This is a genomic window from Stenotrophomonas sp. C3(2023) (assembly GCF_032911385.1).
In the GTDB taxonomy this organism is placed as follows: Bacteria; Pseudomonadota; Gammaproteobacteria; order Xanthomonadales; family Xanthomonadaceae; genus Stenotrophomonas.
The window spans coordinates 1,718,224-1,737,580 of record NZ_JAWJLO010000001.1 but is presented as its reverse complement, the minus strand read 5'-3'; the positions used below and the strand labels follow the sequence as shown (position 1 = coordinate 1,737,580).

The window sequence follows — 19,357 nt, the reverse complement described above, 5'->3', positions numbered from 1 at the left end:
CTGCGGGCAGTGCCCTGTCACGCCAGATAGGGAGCCGCGGCAGCCGCAAGGTGGTCCATTGCCGCCGGGGTCCCGCCCTGGCGGCCCGCACGCTTGACGAACCCGCGCCAGTCGGCCAAGGCGGCCTGACTGAGTTCAGGTGCGCCCACAGGTAGCAGACGCATCGACCAGGCCGGAAACATCCGGCCGCTGATGCGTCCGCGCGCCAGCTCAACGATCTCATGATGGCTGGTCGAGGCCAGAATGCGCGAATAGGTACGTTTCATCGCCTCTTCCGGCCCCTCCAGGTACTGCAGGAATCGCGTGCCGTCAAACAGCAGCAGCCCGGTGATGCCGTGTAGCTGATTGAACGCCGCAGCGTCCTCGACCAGAGCAGTCAATTTCTGCTTCGAGAGGCCTTTGATCGGCTCGCTCACATAGGCCAACGCGCGGTTTGCCATGATCCTTTGGTATCTGCCTGGAACGGGAGCGTCCAGATTTACCCACACTGCGTCAACGCGGTGTTGAAGCTGCGCGTGCCGCCTTTCACAGGGGCTCAGCGGACAGGCGCGGACATCGGCCGCACCTGTGGCCCGGATCCGCTCAGGGCTCCCGCGGCGGAAGATCCAGCGCGCCTGCACCGGGACCGGCGCCAAGCTCGGCACCCGTGGTCGGCCGCGCCTCCGGCACCGACATCGTGCGCAGAGCCATTGCCGCTTCGGCTGCCTGCTCGCGCTCGGTCAAGCCGACGCTGCAACTGCCATCGCCACCGTCCAGCGCGGCCTGTGCGTCGCGGTCGCTTACCCGCTCCCACAACTGCCCGCTGTTCCAGCTGCCTTCAGGCTCGACTCCGCCCTGCGACATGTCCATGTACAGGTCGGTGAAAGCGGGATCGCCGGGCACCCGGCCCGGCGGGAAGTTGGGCTGGATGCTGTGCAGCGCCTTCTCGAAGGATTTCATATGGGCCACTTCGCGCGTCATCAGGAACGTCAGCGCGTCCTTGATGCCGGGGTCATCGGTGACGTTGATCAGGCGCTCATACACCAGCTTTGCGCGGGCCTCGGCAGCGATGTTGGAACGCAGATCGGCCGTCGGCTCGCCGATTGTATCGATGTAGGCCGCCGTCCACGGTACGCCGCTGGAGTTCACCAGCGCAGGGCCGCCGCCGTACAGGATCTGCTCGGTGTGACTGGTGCTGTTCTGGCCCAGCAGCCGCATGTCTTCGGCTTCCAGCATTCCCTCCGACTGGACTGCCTTGGGGCCGCGGTTGAGCATGGCGATGATGGTGCCGATGATTTCCAGGTGGCTGATCTCCTCGGTGGCGATATCCATCAGCAGATCCTTGCGTCCCGGGTCGCACTCACCCAGACCCTGGGTGAAGTAGCGCATGGCGGCGGCCAGTTCCCCCTGGGGGCCGCCGAACTGCTCGAGCATCAGCGTTGCCAGTTGCGGGTTGGACTCGCGGACGCGCACGGTATACATCAGTTTCTTGTGGTGAAAGAACATGGAAACTCCTTTGCTGGCGGTGGCGGGCGGGTTCAGCGCTTGGATTCGGCGCCGGGGGTTTCTTCACGGTCAAGGAAGGCGCCGACCAGGCTGTCCTGGTGCTGCTCAAGCCAGCCGGCCATCGCCTGTTCTTCCTGCAGGATCTGGGCGCACACGGCTGCGATATCGGTAGCGCCTGCACGCTCGGCTGCCAGGATCAGCGCCCGATAGGTGGCGATCTCGGTATTCTCGAAGCCAAAGGACAGACCGATACCCTTGACCACCTCGTCTTCCATCATGCTGTTGCCGGCTGCATGCAATGCGGCACCGACGCTGGCCACCAGCCCCTTGGCCGTAGGCACACTGCCGCCCAGAGCATGAATGCACTCGCGCAGTGTCTGCGCCTGGTTGCGGGTTTCCTGCACATGCTGGGCGATGCGTGCAGCCAGAGCGGGGTAGTGCTCGATGCGCGAGGCCATGGCCTTCATCATCGTTTCTGCCTCCTGCTCCATGGCATAGGCGTCCTGCAGCCACTTGAGCAGGCGGGCGGTACGTATATCGTGCTTGGTGGACATCCGGCGCTCCGCGGCGTTGGCGTGGGAGTCCATCGTTACCGGCGCGGCATCACTGCGACGTCGGCTGGCGTGAGTGCACGACGGCGCAACTGACGACGCGACCACCACCTGCCGCTAACAAGAAAGCGCCGGTTGCGGTGCCTTCGCATGACGCACACGGTGGTTTACCGCATCCTTGATCAGTCGCGGCACACAGTAGAACGCAACATGGCATTACGGACATCGGCAATGAAACTGGAACGATCTGCCCCGGCTGGCACACGGCTGCTGCTTGTGGAGGATCAGCTGGACCTGGCGGGGCTCGTCGAGCAGGCACTGGAGCAATGTGGCAAACAGGTCGTGCATGCAAACAGTGTTTTTGAAGCGTTGAGCCTGCTCGAGCGGGAGCAGTTCGACGGCGCGGTACTGGACGTGGAGTTGTTGGACGGCACGGTGTTTCCTGTCGCCGATCGCCTCACCGAGCGCGGCATCCCCTTCCTTTTCGCCTCCGCGGTCTATACGCAGCTGGTTCCGGCGCGGCACCGGCGCGTACCGTTCCTGGCCAAACCCTTCCACGTCGCCGAACTGCAGGAGAAGGTGGAAACCCTGCTCGGCGGCTAGTTCGGCGCAGCCTGCAGGCAGCGTCGAAGCTCGGCCAGCCATGGCAGGCCGGCGAGGACGATGGCCGGCGCGAGCACGCCGAACCAGATGACCAGCGGTGCGGGCTGCCATGTCAGGCCCCATGCATCCTGGCGTCCCGCAGCAACCCAGGCCACGAACAGCCACGGGGCCACGTCAAGGACGCTGTGTACGTGCTGCTCGGCTGGAGAAATACGGCGGCGCCCATCCGCGCTGACGGTATCCATATAGCCCGCCAGCGCGTGCAGCCCAGCTGCCAGGGCCAGCGCTGCAGCCAGCCCTCGGGTTGGCGCCAGCATCAACCACAACAGCGCCGCGCCTCCGATGATGGCAAGCTGTAGGCCGTGCAGGACGCTTTCGCGCAGGCCCGAGGTCTGCGCGATACAGGTACGGCGGTGAAAATGGAAGTCCAGCGCCCCGGCGGTCAGCCAGAGCGCGTAGAGGCCTGCCATCACCACGCTGCTCATGGCGTGAGCACGATCTTCCGGCAATCGTCATCCTTGTTGTCGAACATCGCATAGCCCTGTGCCGCGTCTGCCAGGCGCATGCGGTGGGAAATGATATGGCCCGGGTCCAGCCGCTCTTCCAGAATGGCGGTGAGAAGCTCAGGCATGAGGCCCTGCATGTGGGTCTGGCCCATTTTGAACGTCAGTCCCTTGTCGAACGCGTCGCCGAGCAGGAAGCCGTGGACGAAGCCGGCGTAGACGCCGGGGATGCTGACCACGCCACCGCGGCGGGTGGCTGCGATGCACTGGCGGATGGCAACGCCGCTGCTGCCCTCGAGCTTGACGGCGGTCAGTGCTGTTTCCAGCGCGCTGCCTTCAGCCTCGAAGCCCACCGCTTCGATCGACGCATCGACGCCGCGACCGCTGGTCTGACTGACAATGTAATCGGCCGGATCGTCAATCTGCTTGAAGTCAATCGGGGTTACTCCATAGGTGCGCTGCGCGAACTCAAGGCGGTAAGGCAGGTGATCGACCATGAAAATGGTCTCCGCCCCGAGCAACCGGCAGCACGCCGCACTCATCAGCCCGACGGGTCCAGCACCGAAGATCGCCACGGTCGATCCGGGCTTGACCCCGGCGTTCAGCGCGGCCTGATAGCCGGTCGGCAGGATGTCGGAGAGAAACAGCACCTGCTCGTCAGCCACGCCCTCGGGAATACGCAGCGGACCGACGTTGGCCTTCGGCACGCGGACATACTCGGCCTGGCCTCCGGCTACACCGCCATAAAGGTGGCTGTAGCCGAACAACGCGGCCGGCGGCAGCATGCCCTTGTTGTTCAAGGTGGCGCCATGGCCTGGATTGGTCGTCTCGCACGCCGCGTACTCGGACAGACGGCAGTGGAAGCAGTCGCCGCAGGCGATGACGAAGGGAATCACCACGCGGTCGCCGGGCCGTACCTGGGTCACCGCTGGACCGACCTCTTCGACGATGCCCATGAACTCATGGCCCAGCACATCACCCTGGTGCAGATCAGGAATCTTGCCGCGGTACAGGTGCAGGTCCGATCCACAGATCGCAGTGGCAGTCACCCGCAGAATCAGATCATCTTCGGCGGCCAGCACCGGATCGGGAACCGTTTCAACGCGTACGTCCTTGCGGCCATGGTAGGTCAACGCCTGCATCATGCACTCTCCGTCAGGGGGTGCATGCAGCCTCGCATGCGCCTGCATGGCGCCACGGTGACCACACCGTATGCATCACGTCCAGCCGGTGCCGTCATTCCGTTAAGCCGGCACTGTCTTGATCCCGCGCCCACGCCTCCTGCACAGCGTAGACCGTCAGCCGCCTGCGATGCTGCCGACTCTCCATGCATCCGAGTCTGCCATGAGCAACGAGACCCCGATTGGACGTCACCGCTGGGCCATCGCCGAGGGCTACATCCCCGGCTGGAGCAACGGGCCCGAGCCCGAGCTGCAAAGCCACGAGACCTGCTGCGTGCTTAACACGGGGCCCAACAGCGCCAAGGTGAGCCTGATGCTGTACTTCGAGGATCGAGAGCCGCAGGGTCCCTATCTGCTTGCGGTGCCCGCGCGTCGGACGGTCCACCTGCGGTTCAACGACCTGCAGGACCCGGCCCCGGTTCCCAGAGGCGTCGGCTTCTCGTGTGTGGTCGAGTCCGATGTCCCGGTGGTGGTACAGCACACGCGCCTGGACTCCCGACAGGCAGCGAACTCGATCATGACCACGCTGGCCTACCCGGTGTGATACCGGCCTGCACATCGCAGCGACGCCTGCGGGCCGCCATGTTTACACCTGCACGCCCACACTGCTTGCCACACTTCCCACATCAGGAGCCTCGCATGCCCGTCCCTCACTACCCCCGCCCACCGTTCAAGGCCCAGCAGCAGTCGTTCCCGGGAAAGACCGGTCTGCTCGAACCGCGCCCGGATCACGGCGAGCAGACCTACCAGGGGCATGGCCTGCTGAAGGGCAAGCGTGCGCTGATTACCGGCGGCGACAGCGGCATCGGTGCGGCAGTCGCAATTGCCTTTGCGCGAGAAGGCGCGGATGTTGCCATCGCCTTTCTCGAAGGTGAGGAGCAGGACGCCGCGGCCATCGGCGCACTGATCGAAGAGGCCGGTCAGCGCGCACTGCTGGTACCGTGCGATGTCAGCGATGAGGGGCAGGCCAGCGCGCTCATCGCCCAGGTGGTGAAGGAACTGGGCGGCCTGGACGTGCTGGTCAACAATGCGGCCTACCAGCGCTACTACGAAAGCTTTGATGACATCACCCTGGACGACTGGCGCCGCACGTTTGACACCAATGTGCACGCGGTATTCAACCTCACCCGTCTGGCGGTGCCCCACCTGCGTGATGGGGGATCGGTGATCAATACCGCATCGGTCAACTCGAAGAAACCCACGCCCAATATCCTGCCCTACTCGGCCACCAAGGGCGCGCTGGCCAATCTCACCATCGGGCTGGCCGGGCTGCTGGCCGACAAGGGCATCCGGGTCAATGCGGTGCTGCCCGGCCCGATCTGGACGCCGTTCATTCCTGCGGGGATGGCTGCGGAGGAAGTGGAGCAGTTCGGCAGTCAGACCCCGTTTGGCCGCCCCGGACAGCCCGCCGAGCTTGCCTCGGCCTACGTCATGCTGGCCGCCGATAGCGCCAGCTATACCTCCGGTGCGCTGCTGACCATTTCCGGCGGCGCGGTCACGTTGTAACCGTCGCCTGTGCAGGCAGCGGTCACAGCCGTTGCCTGCCGCCGTGCGGCTGAACCAGCGCTGCCTTCGCCATTCAGCACAGCCCCAGAGGGACACACGCCATGCCAGACAAACTGCCGTTCAACCCCACTGCCGATGTGGATGACCAGTCCAAGGCGCATACACCGGACAAGCTTCGCAATGATGAAGCTACGTGGCGGGAACACGACATGCCCGACGAGGGCGACGAGCCGAAAGCACGTCCTGATGATTACGAGAGGCCCGATCCCGACCCGACAGGGAAAAACGGCTGAGCATCCTTTCACGCGCCCATAACATTTCGTGGCCAGTGAGATGTGTTTCACAACCGAATATGCCCGTTTGTATACGCTCTCGTCACCAGGACTCCAATGACCGAGATGCGGCTTGCGGATTTCATCGAACACAATGCGGAGGCGATTCTTGGCCAGGCCGTGGCCTTTGCAGAGACGCAGGCGCCGCCGGGCACCGCCTTCAGTACAAAGGAACTGCGCAACCATCTCCCGCAGATACTGCAGGCGGTGGTTGTTGACCTGCGCACACCGCAGACCGCCCTGCAGCAACAGGTGAAGTCCGAGGGACGCGCGCCTGCGGTGACCGGACCGGAGACCGCCGCGACCTACCATGGTCGCACCCGCGCTATTGCTGGTTTTGGTATCAACCAGATGGTCGCCGAGTATCGTGCGCTGCGTGCGTCGGTCCTGCGCTTGTGGGCGGCCGATGCTGCTTTGGTGGTCGATTCGATCGGAGACGTGCTCAGGTTCAATGAAGCCATCGACCAGGCCGTGGCCGAGTCGCTTGCCGAGTTCTCCAGGGAGGTCGAATCCTGGCGGCAGATTTTCCTCGGTACGCTGGGGCACGACCTGCGCGGGCCGCTTGCGGCTGTAGTTTTTTCTGCCGATGCCCTTGCCGAAGACCTGGGCAGCGGCGCCCATGCACAGCAGCTTGACCGCATCATCAACGGCGGCCTGCGGATGACCCGCCTGCTGGACGATCTGCTCGAGTACAGCCGGAGCAAGCTCGGCGATGGCATGCTCATCCGGCGTGAAGAGGCAGACCTGGGGACGGCGCTTGGTGAAGAAGCCGAACTGCTGCGCGCTGCCCTGCCTCGCACGCAGATCCGCTTGGCCGCAGCGGGTGACACACGCGGGCAGTTCGACGCCTCGCGGTTGCGCGAGGCCGTGCACAACCTCGCCTCGAACGCGGCCAAGTATGGTGATGCGGGTACTCCTGTGGACATCCGCGTGCACGGCCATGCTGGCGCCATCACGATTACCGTGAGCAATGCAGGTCCGGATCTGGACGATGAGGCGTTGCGCGTGATGTTCGATCCGCTGCGCCGTGGGTCCCGCAGCGCTTCGCAGGGCGAACATGCCAGCCTCGGGCTTGGCCTGTTCCTGGTGCGGGAAATCACCCGTGCGCACGGCGGCAGTGTGGAGGCGGCGTCGAACGACGGCACGACCACGTTTTCAATCACCCTGCCACGGAACACCTGATCGGCGGCGTCAGCGGAGGATGTCGTCGCTGTCAACCAGCTGCACATCATGCATCTGGTGCAGATAGGCCTCGTAGTAGCCTTTGTGCGAAGCGCCCACCAGGGCCAGCATCCGGGTCGCCGGTTTCCGCGCCAGCACGTCACGGATGTTGGCCACCATGCGCAGATTGCGCGTTTCCCAATACCCCAGGTACCGGCGGCCGTAGGCTTCGGCGGACGGTTCACGCAACGCCGCGCCAAAGTCCCCGCGGTAGGCCAGCATCGCGTTCGGGGGTGCGTTGTACGCGCGGTAGAGCGCCAGCATACCGCCGGGCTCGCGCAGGTTGGCATACAGCGGCACGTCCGCTGCAGCACGCGCCCGCACATCCTTGTTGTCCCACGCCAGGCCAAGCGCACGTGCTGCGGCGGTCCGCTCGTGATCGGGCGTGGCCGAGTCTGCCGTATGGTCGTCAACGGCCCACACCCGCTCCAGTCCGAGTCGCGCGGCAAGCACGGCGGCGATCACGATGCTCTCGCCGGGGCGCTGCGATTGGCTGCTCAGATAGGCCGCCAGCGCGTCATCGAGTCCATCGGCGGCGATCCGCTCGTTGGCCGCTAGACGCAGCCACTGCACCAGTGCCGAGTGACGTTCGCCCGCCGCCAGCAGGATGGCGGCGAGATGGCGGCGCTGAGCGGGTGAGGGAGCGGCGGGCCAGGCCGCCAACAAGCGTTCGGCCTCGGCATTGGCGGCGGGCACATCCAGTCCGGTGGCGCGCTCTGCCGGAGCGGTATCCACGCAGTAGCTGTCCACGCTGTCTGCGTACCGGGACGGAGAGCGCCGCATGAAATCGCACTGCAGTCCGGGTACCGCCTCGATCGCGATCGCGTCAGGTCGCCAGGCCGCGAGCCGCAACAGCAGCGGCTCGATATGCTCAGGCTCGATGCGCGTGGACAGCTCGGCAAGATGGGGGCTGCCCAGTACCAGCACGCGATTCGGAGCCCCGGCCGGGGGACCCTTGAGCTGGTCGGGGTGGAAGCTCGGCTGATATCCCGGCTCCGCCGCCAGCGCACTGGAGCAGCCCAGGGCCAGGGCGAGAGTGAAGGTCATGCGATGGAACATGGTGCTTCCCTGCTGAGAACGGAGTGATGCCGGCAGGCGGTGTTGACCGGCAGGCTGATGCTGACGCGCCGCAGGGATGCGTGACAGCCCCATTGGTCACTGCAACCTTTTCCCTCGGCGGTGCATCGGCCGGTACCCTCGACGCGGCCAGCAGTGATAATCGGACCATGGACGCCCCACCCTCCTCCGCCAACGCAGGCGCCGGCTACATTGAGTACGCGGCGTCTGGCGCCTTGAGGGCCAGCTTCGGCCAGCTGTGGCAAAGCCACCTGCCCAGCACACAGGCCGGCAGCATCACCGTACTGCCCGACGGCTGTGTGGACATCATCTGGCGCGCGGGCACGCTGCTGGTGGTGGGGCCCGATCGCGTAGCCGCGCACCCCCACCTTCCCCCCGGAGCCCATGTGCTCGGCCTGCGCTTTCTGCCGGGCCAGGCCCACGCCGCGCTCGGTGTTGGACTTGACCAGCTGGTGGGCCAGGCCGTACCGCTGGCCGAGTTCACCCGCACCGGCGTGGAAGCACTGTCGCAGCGGATTGGCAGTGCAACGCCCGGCGAACGTCTGCGCACGCTCGCCGCCGGGATGGCCGGCATCCTCGACAGTTCCGACGCGCTGCGCAGCCGGCAGGCGGCGGCGGTGTTCGACGCGCTGCGCACCGGGGAGGCGGAGCTGGACCGGCTGACGGCCCGCCTGGCCCTGAGTCCGCGCACCCTGCGCCGTCTCTGCCAGCAACAGTTCGGCTATGGGCCCAAGACGCTGCAGCGCATCCTGCGGCTGCAGCGCTTCCTTCATCTTTCGCGTCGCGCGCCGGGCCAGACGCTGGCCGGGCTTGCCGCCGCTGCCGGTTACGCCGACCAGTCCCACCTGAGCCGCGACGCCCGCGAGCTGACCCTGCTGAGTGCTGCAGTGCTGCGTCGGAACCATGGCGTCTGATTGGCCGTTCTGTTCAAGACCGGCGTCCGGACGCAATGGCATGCTGCCTCCTCCTGACCACGAGCCTTCCCATGACAGAGCAACAGACCGGCGGCGCCGAGCGCCGCATCGACAACATCGAGTTCCACGTCGCCGACATCGCGCGCAGCAAACGCTTCTATGCACAGGTGTTTGGATGGCAGTTCACGGACTATGGTCCCGGGTACACCGAGTTTGACGATGGGCGGCTGAAAGGCGGATTCACCACCGACGGTGAGGTGCAGGCCAGCGGCGGACCGCTGGTCATCATCTACTGTTCGGATCTGGCCGCCGCCGAGCGGCGGGTGCTGGAGGCCGGTGGCAGCATCGTCCTGCCCGCCTTCGCCTTCCCCGGTGGCCGTCGCTTCCATTTCCGCGACCTCGACGGCTATGCCCTGGCGGTCTGGAGCGATGCGGGCTGACGCCGCCGTAGGAAATGTCGGCAGGCGTTCATGGTCCGGCCGTGACGAAGCCGTTGGCCCTGATATAGTCGGCCGACATGCCCGGGCACGGTGCCCGGCAATGACACAGGGAGTTCGATCATGGGTCTGGTGCAGGCAGTAAAAGGTGCGGTCGGCGGCGTGCTGGCCGACCAGTGGAAGGACTTCCTGACCGTGCCCACCGGCCTGCCCGCCACGGCGGCCCTGTTCGCCGCCGTGCCACGGGGCAGCAACGCCGGCCGCGGTTCCAATACCAGCGGATCGTCGAACATCATCACCAACGGGTCGAAGATCGTGGTGCCCGAGGGCTATGGGCTGCTGCTGATGCAGGATGGCGCCATCACCGGCTTTGCCGCCGAGGCTGGCGGCTACGAGTGGCGGTCGGATGAGGTGAACTCGCAGTCGATCTTCGCCGGCGACGGCCTGGTCACGCCGCTGATCCGCCAGAGCTGGGAGCGCTTCAAGTTCGGCGGCCAGCCAGGCACGCAGCAGGCCGCCTTCTTTGTGTCACTGAAGGAACTGCCGGACAACCGCTTCGGCACCCAGTCGGAAATCTACTGGGACGATGGCTTCCTCAACACCCAGGTCGGCGCGGTAACCCGCGGCTCGTACACCTTGAAGATCGTCGATCCGATCCTGTTCGTGAAGAACTTCGTCCCGGCGCGCTACCTGCAGCCCGGACAGGTGTTCGACTTCACCGACCTGGAAAACGCAGCTGCCAACCAGCTGTTCAACGAGGTCGTGAGCTCGCTGGCGCCGGCCTTCAGCCTCTACACCAATGATCCAGGCAAGGGCAACCGCATCACCCGCCTGCAGCAGGATTCGCTGGGCTTTGCCAAAAGCCTCTCCGATGCGGTCGAACAGGGCTACCAGTGGAGCTCGGACCGGGGGCTGGCCATCGTCAAGACGGCGATCGTCTCCATCGAGTACGACGCCAACACCCGCGAACTGCTCAAGACCGTCCAGCGCGCCGATGCGCTGTCCGGTTCACGCGGCAATTCCAACCTGCAGGCCAGCGTCGCCCAGGGCATCCAGTCGGCCGGCGAGACCGGCGGCGCAGCCGGGCTGGTCGGCGTGGGCATGGCCGGTGGCATGCTCGGCGGGCTTGGCAACCTGCAGCAGCAGCCAGCGCCGGCCGCTGACGACCCGGTTGCGAAGCTGCAGAAGGCCAAGCAGATGCTCGACCTCGGTCTGATCACCCAGGCCGACTACGATGCGTTGAAGGCCAAGGCGCTGGGACTCTGAGCAGGCACCCTCTACATGTCCGAACGCCGTACCCCGCCGCCGCTGCCCAGGGCGCCCGTCGCAGGCCCCGGCTCCCCGCGCGATGTGCCGCCCCTGCCCGGCAGTTTCCCGGTCGACACCTCGCACCTGCCGCAGGCCATCCGTGACGAGCTGGAGGCGCCCGATCCGCAGGCGCTGGACACATCCGCCGTCGAACTGAGCGACGGCGTCAACCGCTGTCCCCGGTGCGGCTCAAGTGACGTCAGGCTCAAACCGGGCACCGACGTGCTGGTGTGTCAGTACTGTCGCCACCAATGGCATGGCGAACGTGTCGAGGAGGCCTATGGCCTCGGGGAAGGACTGGACCAGCTGCGCGGGACGGTGATCGCCAGCGGTGCGCGCGACATCGCCGCCGACGCCAGTACGTTGATGAGTTTCAAGTGCACCGGTTGTGGTGCAGAGGTCACCATCAATACCGAGACCACCATGACGGCGCGCTGCCACTGGTGCCGTCACGTATTCGGAGTCAACGAACAGGTGGCCAACGGCGCGGTACCCGATGCGGTGCTGCCCTTCCGGATCAGCAAGGACGATGCGGTCGCACGCATCCGTCAGTTCGTCGACAAGCGGCGCCTGTTCGCGCTCAAGGCGTTCAAGGATCAGTTCACACCCGAGAATGTCGTGGGCGTGTACCTGCCCTACATGATCGTGGACAGCAATGTCAGCGCCGCGGTGTCCGGCAAGGGGGAGATTCTCACCCGCCAATACACGCGGGGCACGGAAAAGAACAAGACCACCTACTATGACGCCGACATCTACCAGGTCGAGCGTCAGGTGGATTTCACCGTTGATGACCTGCCGCTGGAGTCGTCAGCCGAGCGTGGCAACCTCGACATCAAGACCAACACCAACAACATCATCAACGCCATCCTGCCGTTCGACACCAAGAACGCATTGAAATGGAACGCGTCCTATCTGCTCGGCTTCACGTCCGAAAAGCGCGATCTGGACGTCGAGAAGATGCGTCCCCGCCTGGAAGACCAGCTGCTGTCGCTCGCGCGCGCGCAGGTGGAACGTTCGCTTGTACGGTATGACCGCGGCGTGCGCTGGGAACAGGAACAACTGGAGGTGCATGGTACCCGCTGGGTCTCGATGTACCTGCCGGTGTGGCTGTACTCCTATCACCAGCCTGGCCGCAACGGCGGCATGCTGCATTACATCGCGGTCAATGGCCGTACCGGCGAAACCATGGGCAGCGTGCCGGTTCAGCAGTGGAAGCTGCTGCTGGCCGCGTTGACGGCCGGCACCTTCATTGAAGCTCTCGTTATCTGGATGCTGGTGGCAGGACTATGAGCGACGAAAACGGACTATGGCTGCTGGCCGCCGGGCCGGCTGGTGCAACGGCGCTGTACTGGGCGCTTTACCGCTATTACCGCAACACCGACAAATCGCATGCCTTCGAGCGCGACACCAAGGTCGAGGCCAAGCCGGTCAGCGGCTCGGACCGACGCGTGGACAGCATCACCGGGACGCGGGAACGGCGCATCCGGGGTGAAAACGGGCGTGACTACCGCAAACGGGTCGCCCGCACACGTCTCAGGTAGGTGACGACCGTTGGTCGTCACGCCGTTGCCCCGCTCCGGCGGGCACGCTCGCCATACCCGCCACCGTCACCGCCACGGGCTCGGCGGCGAGCGCGGCGAACCCCTTGCTGGCCGGAGCGATGGCACGGTGATTTCACCTCGCCGGCGCACTTTCGCGGTAACCTTGCCTCACCGGTCGGGAGGCATTTGATGTGATGGTTCCTTCACGTCCTGTGTCCACCCAGAATCAGAGCTGCCCTCTTGACTCCATCCACCCAAGACGACGCCGCGCAGCTGGACCTGTCCGGCTGTGCACGTGAGCCGATCCACACACCCGGCGCCATCCAGCCCTATGGGGTATTGCTGGTCATTGATCCTCATTCGCAGCGTGTGCGCGAGTGTGCGGTCAGTGACCCTGCCCTGGTGGAGGCCTTCGGCGATCCGTTGGGCGAAGACGCCGACAGGGCGCTGGGCGGCGTGCTGGCTCCGTTTCTGAAACAGCTGAAAGCCGCGGCGCCCGGCAGCTCGGTGCACCTGGGTGGTGTTCAGTTGGCAGCGCTGGGCCGTTACCAGTTGCTTGTTCACCGCTCCGAGCGGGACCTGCTGGTGGAGCTGGAAGCGCCGGTTGAGGGACAGGCCGGTTCACTGGAAGAACTCTATCCGGCCATCCGCGCGATGATGGCCGACATCGAAACCGCTGGCGACAGCACCGAGCTCTGCCGGCTGGCTGCTGTGCACGTCCGTGCGCTGACCGGCTTCGATCGCGTTTTGGTCTATCGCTTTGACCCGGAATGGAACGGCACGGTTGTCGCCGAAGACCGCAATGAGGTGTTGCCCTCCTACCTGGACCTGCGTTTTCCCGAATCTGACATCCCGGCGCAGGCACGTGCGTTATACCAGCAGATGCGCGTGCGCCTGATTGCCGATGCCAACTATGAGCCGGTACCGCTGCGCGCGCCGCCCGCGGCCGGACCTGCCGATCCGACCGATCTGAGCCTGGCGGTCCTGCGCAGCGTTTCGCCGGTGCACCTGCAGTATATGCGTAACATGGGCACCGGCGCCTCGATGTCCATCGCGCTGTTGCAGGAAGGTCGGTTGTGGGGACTGGTGTCCTGCCACAGTCAACGCCCGCGTCGGGTTTCCTACCCCGTGCGTACGGCCTGCGAGTTCCTGGGCCAGGTGCAGTCGCTGCAGATGAGTCTTAAAGAGCGCGCGCAGGCGATGGAGATGCGCGTCGCGCGGCGGGCCATGCTGGTCAAACTGCTGGGACGCATGGCGGGCACCGAGGAATTCATGAGTGCGCTCGGTCAGGAGGCCCAGACGCTGATGGCGCTGGCCGAAGCGAGCGGGGCCGCCATCGTGCACAAGGGCCGTTGCATCCGCCTGGGCTGCTGCCCGGCGGCCGATGATGTGATGGCGCTGGCGCAATGGCTGGCACGGACGCGGACAGGGGAGGAAGTCTTCAGTACCGACAATCTGGTTGCGATGCTGCCTGAAGCGGCGGCCTTCGCCGACCGCGCCAGCGGTCTGCTCGCCGTCTCCATCTCGCAGCTGCACGACAGCTACCTGATGTGGTTCCGCCCCGAGGTGGTGCGCACCGTCCGCTGGGGCGGTGAGCCGCGTAAACAGGCTGCAGGAGCGGGTCTGCCGCTGTCGCCGCGTCATTCGTTCGAGGCGTGGAAGGAGACGGTCCACCAGCAGAGCCTGCCCTGGAACGAAGCTGATCGCGAGGCCGCGCTCGAGATCCGTACCGCCATTGTCGACATCGTGCTGCGCAAGGCCGAGGAAATGGCCGAGCTCAACGAGCAGCTGGTTCGCAGCAACCGCGAGCTGGAGGCCTTCTCATATTCGGTCAGCCATGACCTTCGCGCACCGTTCCGGCACATCGTCGGTTACTCGGAACTGCTGGGCAGTTCTGCCGCCGAGCGCATGAACGAAACCGAACGCCGCTATCTGGACACCATCGTCGAGTCGGCCAAATCGGCTGGCACACTCGTCGATGACCTGTTGAGTTTCTCGCAGATGGGCCGCTCGACCCTGGGCCCGGCGACCGTGGATATGGCGACACTGGTCGCCGACGTGCGCCGCAATTTGGAGCTCGACCTGCAGAACCGCAGCATCGAGTGGCACGTCGATCCCCTGCCCCGCGTGCAGGCCGACCCGGCCATGATCGCACTGGTGTGGCAGAACCTGCTCGCCAACGCCGTCAAGTTCACCCGCGACCGGGCGCAGGCCCGGATCGAAGTCCGCCACCAGACTGAAGATGAGGAGCACCACTTCTTCGTGCGCGACAATGGCTGCGGCTTTGACATGCGCTACGTCGACAAGCTGTTCGGCGTGTTCCAGCGACTGCACCACGCTGATGAATTCGAAGGCACCGGGATCGGCCTGGCCAACGTCCGGCGCATCATCAGCCGGCATGGCGGGCGCACCTGGGCCGAAGGCGAGCCGGATCACGGCGCCACCCTGCATTTCACCCTTCCCTTGATATCCGGAGTACGCCCATGAGGGATCTTCGCCCCATCCTTCTGGTCGAGGACAGCCTCAAGGACGCCGAGCTGACCATGACCGCGCTGGCGCGCTGTCAGCTGCTCAACGAAGTCACCCACGTCCGCGATGGTGTGGAAGCGTTGGAGTATCTGCGTTGCGAGGGTCGCTTCGCCGGCCTCAACCATGGTGGCCCGGTCGTTGTGCTTCTTGACCTGAAACTGCCCAAGCTTGACGGTCTGCAGGTGCTGGAGCAGGTGCGTGGCGACCGTCAGCTGAGCAGCACCCCCATTGTGATGCTGACCTCCTCGCGCGAGGAGCAGGATCTGGTGCGCAGCTATGAGCTGGGTGTCAATGCCTTCGTGGTCAAGCCGGTGGACTTCAACGAGTTCTTCGAGGCCATCCAGGGCCTGGGCATGTTCTGGGGCATCACCAACCAGCCACCGCCCCAGCGCTCGGCAGGCGCGACCAATGGCTGAGCCTGCGCCCGCCAGCACTGCTTTGCGCATCCTGATGCTGGAAGACAGCGCACTGGACGCCGAACTGATCGGTGCCCAGTTGCGCCGTGCCGACGTGCATGCGCACATCGACCGCGTATGGGAGCGCGAGCCGTTCATCAAGGCGCTCCGGTCGGCTGACTACCAGGTGATCCTCGCCGACCACGTGATGCCGAACTTCGACGGCGATTCAGCGCTCGCGTTGGCCAGAGAAATGGCGCCGCGCGTGCCCTTCATCTTCGTCTCCGGCACCCTGACTGAAGAGCTGGCGGTGCAGGCGCTGACCCGTGGCGCACGCGACTACGTAGTCAAACAGCGTCTGCAGCGCCTGCCCGATGCCATCCTGCGTGCCGTTGCCGAGGCCAGCAAGCGCGACCGGCTCGCGGCGGCGGAAGCGGCGCTGGATGAAAGCCGTGGCCGCATGCAGCTGATCACCGACGCACTGCCGGCGATGATCGCCAATCTGGACAACCAGCATCGCTTCCGCTTTGCCAACCAGTCCTATCTCAACTGGCATGGTCTGGAACTGCAGCAGCTGGTTGGACGGCACGCCACCGACATCGCGGGAGCAGCGTCGTTCGAGGAGTCACGCATCCATCTGGAGCAGGTCCTCACAGGTGAGCGGCAGAGCTTTGAGGTCGAGCGCCGGCACCGTGATGGCACCCTGCACGTCCTGCAGGTCGACTGTGTTCCGGAACGCGCTGTCGACGGCAGCGTCGCCGGCTATATCGTGCTGAGCCACGACATCACCGCGCTCAAGCAAGTGCAACGGGCGTTGCGTGAGGCCAATGAGTCTCTCGAGTACCAGGTGCAGGCGCGCACCCGTGAGCTTCAGCGCAGTCAGCAGCGTCTGCAGGCGGTGTTTCAGTCCAGCTTCCAGCACCAGGTCCTGCTGGACCTGCGCGGCAGGGTCGTTGATGCCAATGTCGCCTCGCTCGATGCGGTACTCACTACGCGGCAGAGCGTACTGGGCCAGTTGTTCGCGCAGTCGGCATGGTTTTCCAGCACGCCCGAAGCGGGCGCGACCGTCACTGCTGCCATCGCCGATGCCATCGGCGGACGTGCGAGCCGCCATGAAATCGAGCTTGAACTGCCTTCCGGCCGTCGCAGCTTCGAGTTCTCGTTGCGTCCGCTGCTGGACAGTGATGGCGGAGTGGCGGCGGTGGTCTCCGAAGCGGTGGAAACCACGGCGCGTCGCCATGCCGAGCACGCACTGCGCCAGTCCCAGAAGATCGAAGCGGTGGGCCAGCTCACCGGTGGCATTGCGCACGACTTCAACAATATTCTGACCGTCATTGCCGGCAACATCGAGCACGTCGGCATGCTCAACGAGCGGGCCGCTGCGACGGACCCGAGAATGTCCCGTGCATTGGACAGCGCGCTTAAGGCCGTGGGGCGTGCTGCCGGCCTGACCCAGCGGCTGCTCGCTTTCGCACGGCGGCAGCCGCTGCGCAGCGAGGCGGTACATCTGGGCGACCACGTGGGCGGCATGCACGAGATGCTCCAGCGTACCCTCGGCGAGCTGGTACAGCTGGAGATCCGCAGTGCTGACGACCTCTGGTGCGTGGAGCTCGACCCCGGCCAGCTTGAAGCCTCGGTACTCAATCTGGCGGTCAATGCGCGCGACGCGATGCCCGACGGTGGGAATCTGCGCATCGAGGTCGACAACAGTCATCTGGAGACCGATTACGTCGACCAGTATCCAGGTGCGACCCCCGGTGAATATGTGATGCTGCGCGTGTCCGACTCCGGGCACGGTATGCCGGCAGATGTGGTTGCCAAGGTCTTCGAACCTTTCTTCACCACCAAGGAAGTCGGCCGCGGCACCGGGCTGGGCCTGTCAATGGTGCACGGCTTTGTGCTGCAGTCAGGCGGCCATGTGTTCGTCAAGTCGATTCAGGGCGTGGGCACCACCATTACCCTGATGTTCCCACGCTCTTCGCTGCCGTTGCCAGCTGCTGTGGAACCCGTTGCCGAGCTGGGCGATTTCGAAGACGGTGACGGCCGGACCATTCTGCTCGTCGAGGACAATGACGACGTGCGCGCCTACGCGGTGGAGGCGCTGCGGCAGTTCGGCTATCGCGTGCTGGAAGCGCACGATGGGCCCAGCGCGCTGCGCCTGCTGGAGCGGCCGGACACGCGGATCGACCTGCTGTTTTCGGATATCGTGATGCCCGGAATGTCCGGGTGGGAACTCGCGCGTCAGGTGCGGGCGAAGCTGCCGCAGCTTCCCGTGCTGTTCGCATCCGGGTACCCCAAGGATCATCAGGGGGCCGACGAGCAGGGTCGTACGGCGCCCATGCTCGCCAAGCCGTTCACCCGTCGCGATCTGGACCAGGCAGTCCGCCGTGCCATGGGGCCGGCCACGGCCTGACAGCGCTGATGACGCGGCTCCCGTGCCCGGCCGTCAGCCCCTTCTCTGCACAACGCAGGGCGCCCCGCGCATGGCGGGGCGTCCAAAGAATCATCGCGGCAGGGCGGAGCAATGCCCCGCCCTGTTCCGGAATCAGGCGGCCTTCATGGCGTGCTTGCGGGTGCGCATGACGTTGTGGCATTCCTGGACTTCCGGCAGGAGCTGCTGGACTTCCTGGCGCACGGTCGGCGGCAGATCGTTGTCGGTCAGCACGTCCTTGAACGCAGCCAGCAGGCGGTCTTCGGACTCTTCCAGTTCGGCGACGTAGCCGTAGTTGGTGTCACCGAACGCTGCGCGCACCTTGCCGTAGAACTGCTGCATGGAACCAACCATGGTGCCGTGCTCGGCCGGCTTGCCGCCGCTGGCAGCGACCGAGCCGCTCAGTGCTGCGACGATACGGGTCTTCACCGCGGCAATGCGGGTGAACAGTGCCGAAAGCTCGGGGTCTTTGACCTTGCCTGCGGCTTCATCGTAGAACGACTGACCGTCACGAGCGATTTCGATCAGATCATTGAGGCGATGTTCGATGGTGGACTGGGTGCTCATGGCGATGCTCCTTACGTGAGTTCTTGGTGAGGGCGGCAGTGGTATCGGCCGCCTGCACAGCCAGATTGAAGAGGTGGGCGTGCAATGCAGGTGAGCGCCGTTTCATCCATCTGTCATTCCTCAAAACCCGAGCTGACCCGGGCACCTCGGAGCGCAGAGGCCATTGGCGCGCCGGCCCCGCGAATCTGCTGCCGAGCCGATCTCGGCCCCGGCCGCCGTGCCGTGTGGCGTTGCCGCAACCGGGGGTGGTGTACCAGCAGCGCGACGATCCGGAGGCTCGTCAACCGCTCCTGCAACGGCAATGTTGCGGCAAGGTATGCGGTGCACGATGGTGGGATGGACCGCGCCTCTCCCCTGCCCTGCGCCCGACGGCCATCGCCCGTCCACGCGCTGCTTCCAGCCACCTCTTCGTCAGCGCGCAACGTGGACGTGCGCCGCGAGCGCGCCTTCTGGGCATGCTACGAGCGGCTGGTCAGGCCGTTGCCGGCTGGCGGTCTGCAGCACTGCTGGCGCCACTGCCTCACTCTCTATGAACGTCGACTCACCCTCCCGGACGAATCAGCTGAGCAGGCTGTCACCGCACTGCTGGACATCGCGCCGCAGCCGCGACCGGATCAGCTCGCACTGCTCGATCTGCATCTGCTGATCAGGCGACGGATGCAGGCGCTGGAACGGCAACGTCGCCAGAGCAGCCGTCCGACGCACAGGACGCTACACCTGGTGCGCTGAGCGGCCGTTCAGCCCGTCCCGCGCTGACGCTGCCGCCGCTCGTCCGG

General features: G+C 65.5%; 21 protein-coding genes. 14 read left to right on the top strand and 7 right to left on the bottom strand.

Going from position 1 to position 19,357, the window contains the following annotated elements; translation table 11 throughout:
- Positions 1-17: 17 nt before the first annotated feature.
- The 3 genes from RZA67_RS07595 to RZA67_RS07585 all read right to left on the bottom strand — a co-directional run bounded on the left by RZA67_RS07595 (position 18) and on the right by RZA67_RS07585 (position 2,039).
- Positions 18-440, bottom strand: a complete 423-nt coding sequence (locus RZA67_RS07595; protein ID WP_317212085.1) for a BLUF domain-containing protein — start codon at positions 438-440, stop codon at positions 18-20.
- 142 nt (positions 441-582) lie between these two features.
- The gene (locus RZA67_RS07590) at positions 583-1,485 is read right to left on the bottom strand and encodes a manganese catalase family protein (RefSeq protein ID WP_317212084.1); all 903 of its coding nucleotides are present in this window, start codon (positions 1,483-1,485) and stop codon (positions 583-585) included.
- 32 nt (positions 1,486-1,517) lie between these two features.
- Positions 1,518-2,039: a ferritin-like domain-containing protein gene (locus RZA67_RS07585; RefSeq protein ID WP_317212083.1), complete on the bottom strand. Its 522-nt coding sequence runs from the start codon at positions 2,037-2,039 to the stop codon at positions 1,518-1,520.
- A gap of 228 nt (positions 2,040-2,267) precedes the next feature.
- Here RZA67_RS07585 and RZA67_RS07580 point away from each other — a divergent pair, with 228 nt between their 5' ends.
- Complete coding sequence (locus RZA67_RS07580) at positions 2,268-2,639, top strand: response regulator (protein ID WP_317213948.1); 372 nt, start codon at positions 2,268-2,270, stop codon at positions 2,637-2,639.
- Here the strand turns inward: RZA67_RS07580 and RZA67_RS07575 are convergent.
- A complete protein-coding gene (locus RZA67_RS07575; RefSeq protein ID WP_317212081.1) occupies positions 2,636-3,124 on the bottom strand; it encodes a hypothetical protein in 489 nt (162 codons plus the stop codon). The genes RZA67_RS07580 and RZA67_RS07575 overlap by 4 nt on opposite strands.
- Positions 3,121-4,284: a zinc-dependent alcohol dehydrogenase gene (locus RZA67_RS07570; protein ID WP_317213947.1), complete on the bottom strand. Its 1,164-nt coding sequence runs from the start codon at positions 4,282-4,284 to the stop codon at positions 3,121-3,123. Before RZA67_RS07570 ends, RZA67_RS07575 begins: the two co-directional genes overlap by 4 nt.
- A 202-nt stretch (positions 4,285-4,486) precedes the next feature.
- Here RZA67_RS07570 and RZA67_RS07565 point away from each other — a divergent pair, with 202 nt between their 5' ends.
- From RZA67_RS07565 to RZA67_RS07550, 4 genes are all read left to right on the top strand, one after another.
- Entirely contained in the window at positions 4,487-4,867 is a 381-nt protein-coding gene (locus RZA67_RS07565) for a sensory rhodopsin transducer (RefSeq protein ID WP_317212080.1), read from the top strand.
- A 95-nt stretch (positions 4,868-4,962) separates the two neighbouring features.
- Complete coding sequence (locus tag RZA67_RS07560; RefSeq protein WP_317212079.1) at positions 4,963-5,829, top strand: SDR family oxidoreductase; 867 nt, start codon at positions 4,963-4,965, stop codon at positions 5,827-5,829.
- Between the two features lie 101 nt (positions 5,830-5,930).
- Positions 5,931-6,122 (top strand): hypothetical protein, encoded by a 192-nt coding sequence (locus RZA67_RS07555; protein WP_317212078.1) that lies wholly within the window; start codon positions 5,931-5,933, stop codon positions 6,120-6,122.
- Between the two features lie 96 nt (positions 6,123-6,218).
- Positions 6,219-7,343 (top strand): sensor histidine kinase, encoded by a 1,125-nt coding sequence (locus tag RZA67_RS07550; protein ID WP_317212077.1) that lies wholly within the window; start codon positions 6,219-6,221, stop codon positions 7,341-7,343.
- Positions 7,344-7,352: 9 nt separating this feature from the next.
- Here the strand turns inward: RZA67_RS07550 and RZA67_RS07545 are convergent, their stop codons facing one another.
- Positions 7,353-8,441, bottom strand: coding sequence for a DUF5694 domain-containing protein (locus RZA67_RS07545; protein ID WP_317213945.1), 1,089 nt, complete (start codon positions 8,439-8,441; stop codon positions 7,353-7,355).
- 167 nt (positions 8,442-8,608) lie between these two features.
- Between RZA67_RS07545 and RZA67_RS07540 the strand changes: the two genes are divergently transcribed.
- The 8 genes from RZA67_RS07540 (at position 8,609) to RZA67_RS07505 (ending at position 17,996) form a co-directional block, all read left to right on the top strand.
- Positions 8,609-9,373 carry a helix-turn-helix domain-containing protein gene (locus RZA67_RS07540; protein WP_317212076.1) on the top strand — a complete coding sequence of 255 codons (765 nt, stop codon included), beginning with the start codon at positions 8,609-8,611 and terminating at the stop codon, positions 9,371-9,373.
- 71 nt (positions 9,374-9,444) lie between these two features.
- Entirely contained in the window at positions 9,445-9,813 is a 369-nt protein-coding gene (locus RZA67_RS07535) for a VOC family protein (protein WP_317212075.1), read from the top strand.
- A gap of 120 nt (positions 9,814-9,933) precedes the next feature.
- The gene (locus RZA67_RS07530) at positions 9,934-11,076 is read left to right on the top strand and encodes an SPFH domain-containing protein (RefSeq protein ID WP_317212073.1); all 1,143 of its coding nucleotides are present in this window, start codon (positions 9,934-9,936) and stop codon (positions 11,074-11,076) included.
- Positions 11,077-11,091: 15 nt separating this feature from the next.
- A complete protein-coding gene (locus RZA67_RS07525; RefSeq protein ID WP_317212072.1) occupies positions 11,092-12,408 on the top strand; it encodes a TFIIB-type zinc ribbon-containing protein in 1,317 nt (438 codons plus the stop codon).
- A complete protein-coding gene (locus RZA67_RS07520) occupies positions 12,405-12,659 on the top strand; it encodes a hypothetical protein (RefSeq protein ID WP_317212071.1) in 255 nt (84 codons plus the stop codon). The genes RZA67_RS07525 and RZA67_RS07520 overlap by 4 nt, the downstream gene beginning before the upstream one ends.
- A 240-nt stretch (positions 12,660-12,899) precedes the next feature.
- Positions 12,900-15,146, top strand: a complete 2,247-nt coding sequence (locus RZA67_RS07515) for an ATP-binding protein (protein ID WP_317212070.1) — start codon at positions 12,900-12,902, stop codon at positions 15,144-15,146.
- Positions 15,143-15,604 (top strand): response regulator, encoded by a 462-nt coding sequence (locus RZA67_RS07510; protein WP_317212068.1) that lies wholly within the window; start codon positions 15,143-15,145, stop codon positions 15,602-15,604. The genes RZA67_RS07515 and RZA67_RS07510 overlap by 4 nt, the downstream gene beginning before the upstream one ends.
- Positions 15,597-17,996 (top strand): response regulator, encoded by a 2,400-nt coding sequence (locus RZA67_RS07505; protein WP_317212067.1) that lies wholly within the window; start codon positions 15,597-15,599, stop codon positions 17,994-17,996. Before RZA67_RS07510 ends, RZA67_RS07505 begins: the two co-directional genes overlap by 8 nt.
- Positions 17,997-18,128: 132 nt before the next feature.
- Here RZA67_RS07505 and RZA67_RS07500 read toward each other — a convergent pair whose 3' ends face one another.
- A complete protein-coding gene (locus RZA67_RS07500; RefSeq protein WP_317212066.1) occupies positions 18,129-18,581 on the bottom strand; it encodes a PA2169 family four-helix-bundle protein in 453 nt (150 codons plus the stop codon).
- 336 nt (positions 18,582-18,917) lie between these two features.
- On the opposite strand from RZA67_RS07500, the gene RZA67_RS07495 reads away from it, so the two are divergent.
- Entirely contained in the window at positions 18,918-19,310 is a 393-nt protein-coding gene (locus RZA67_RS07495; protein ID WP_317212065.1) for a hypothetical protein, read from the top strand.
- The last annotated feature ends 47 nt before the right edge of the window (positions 19,311-19,357 follow it).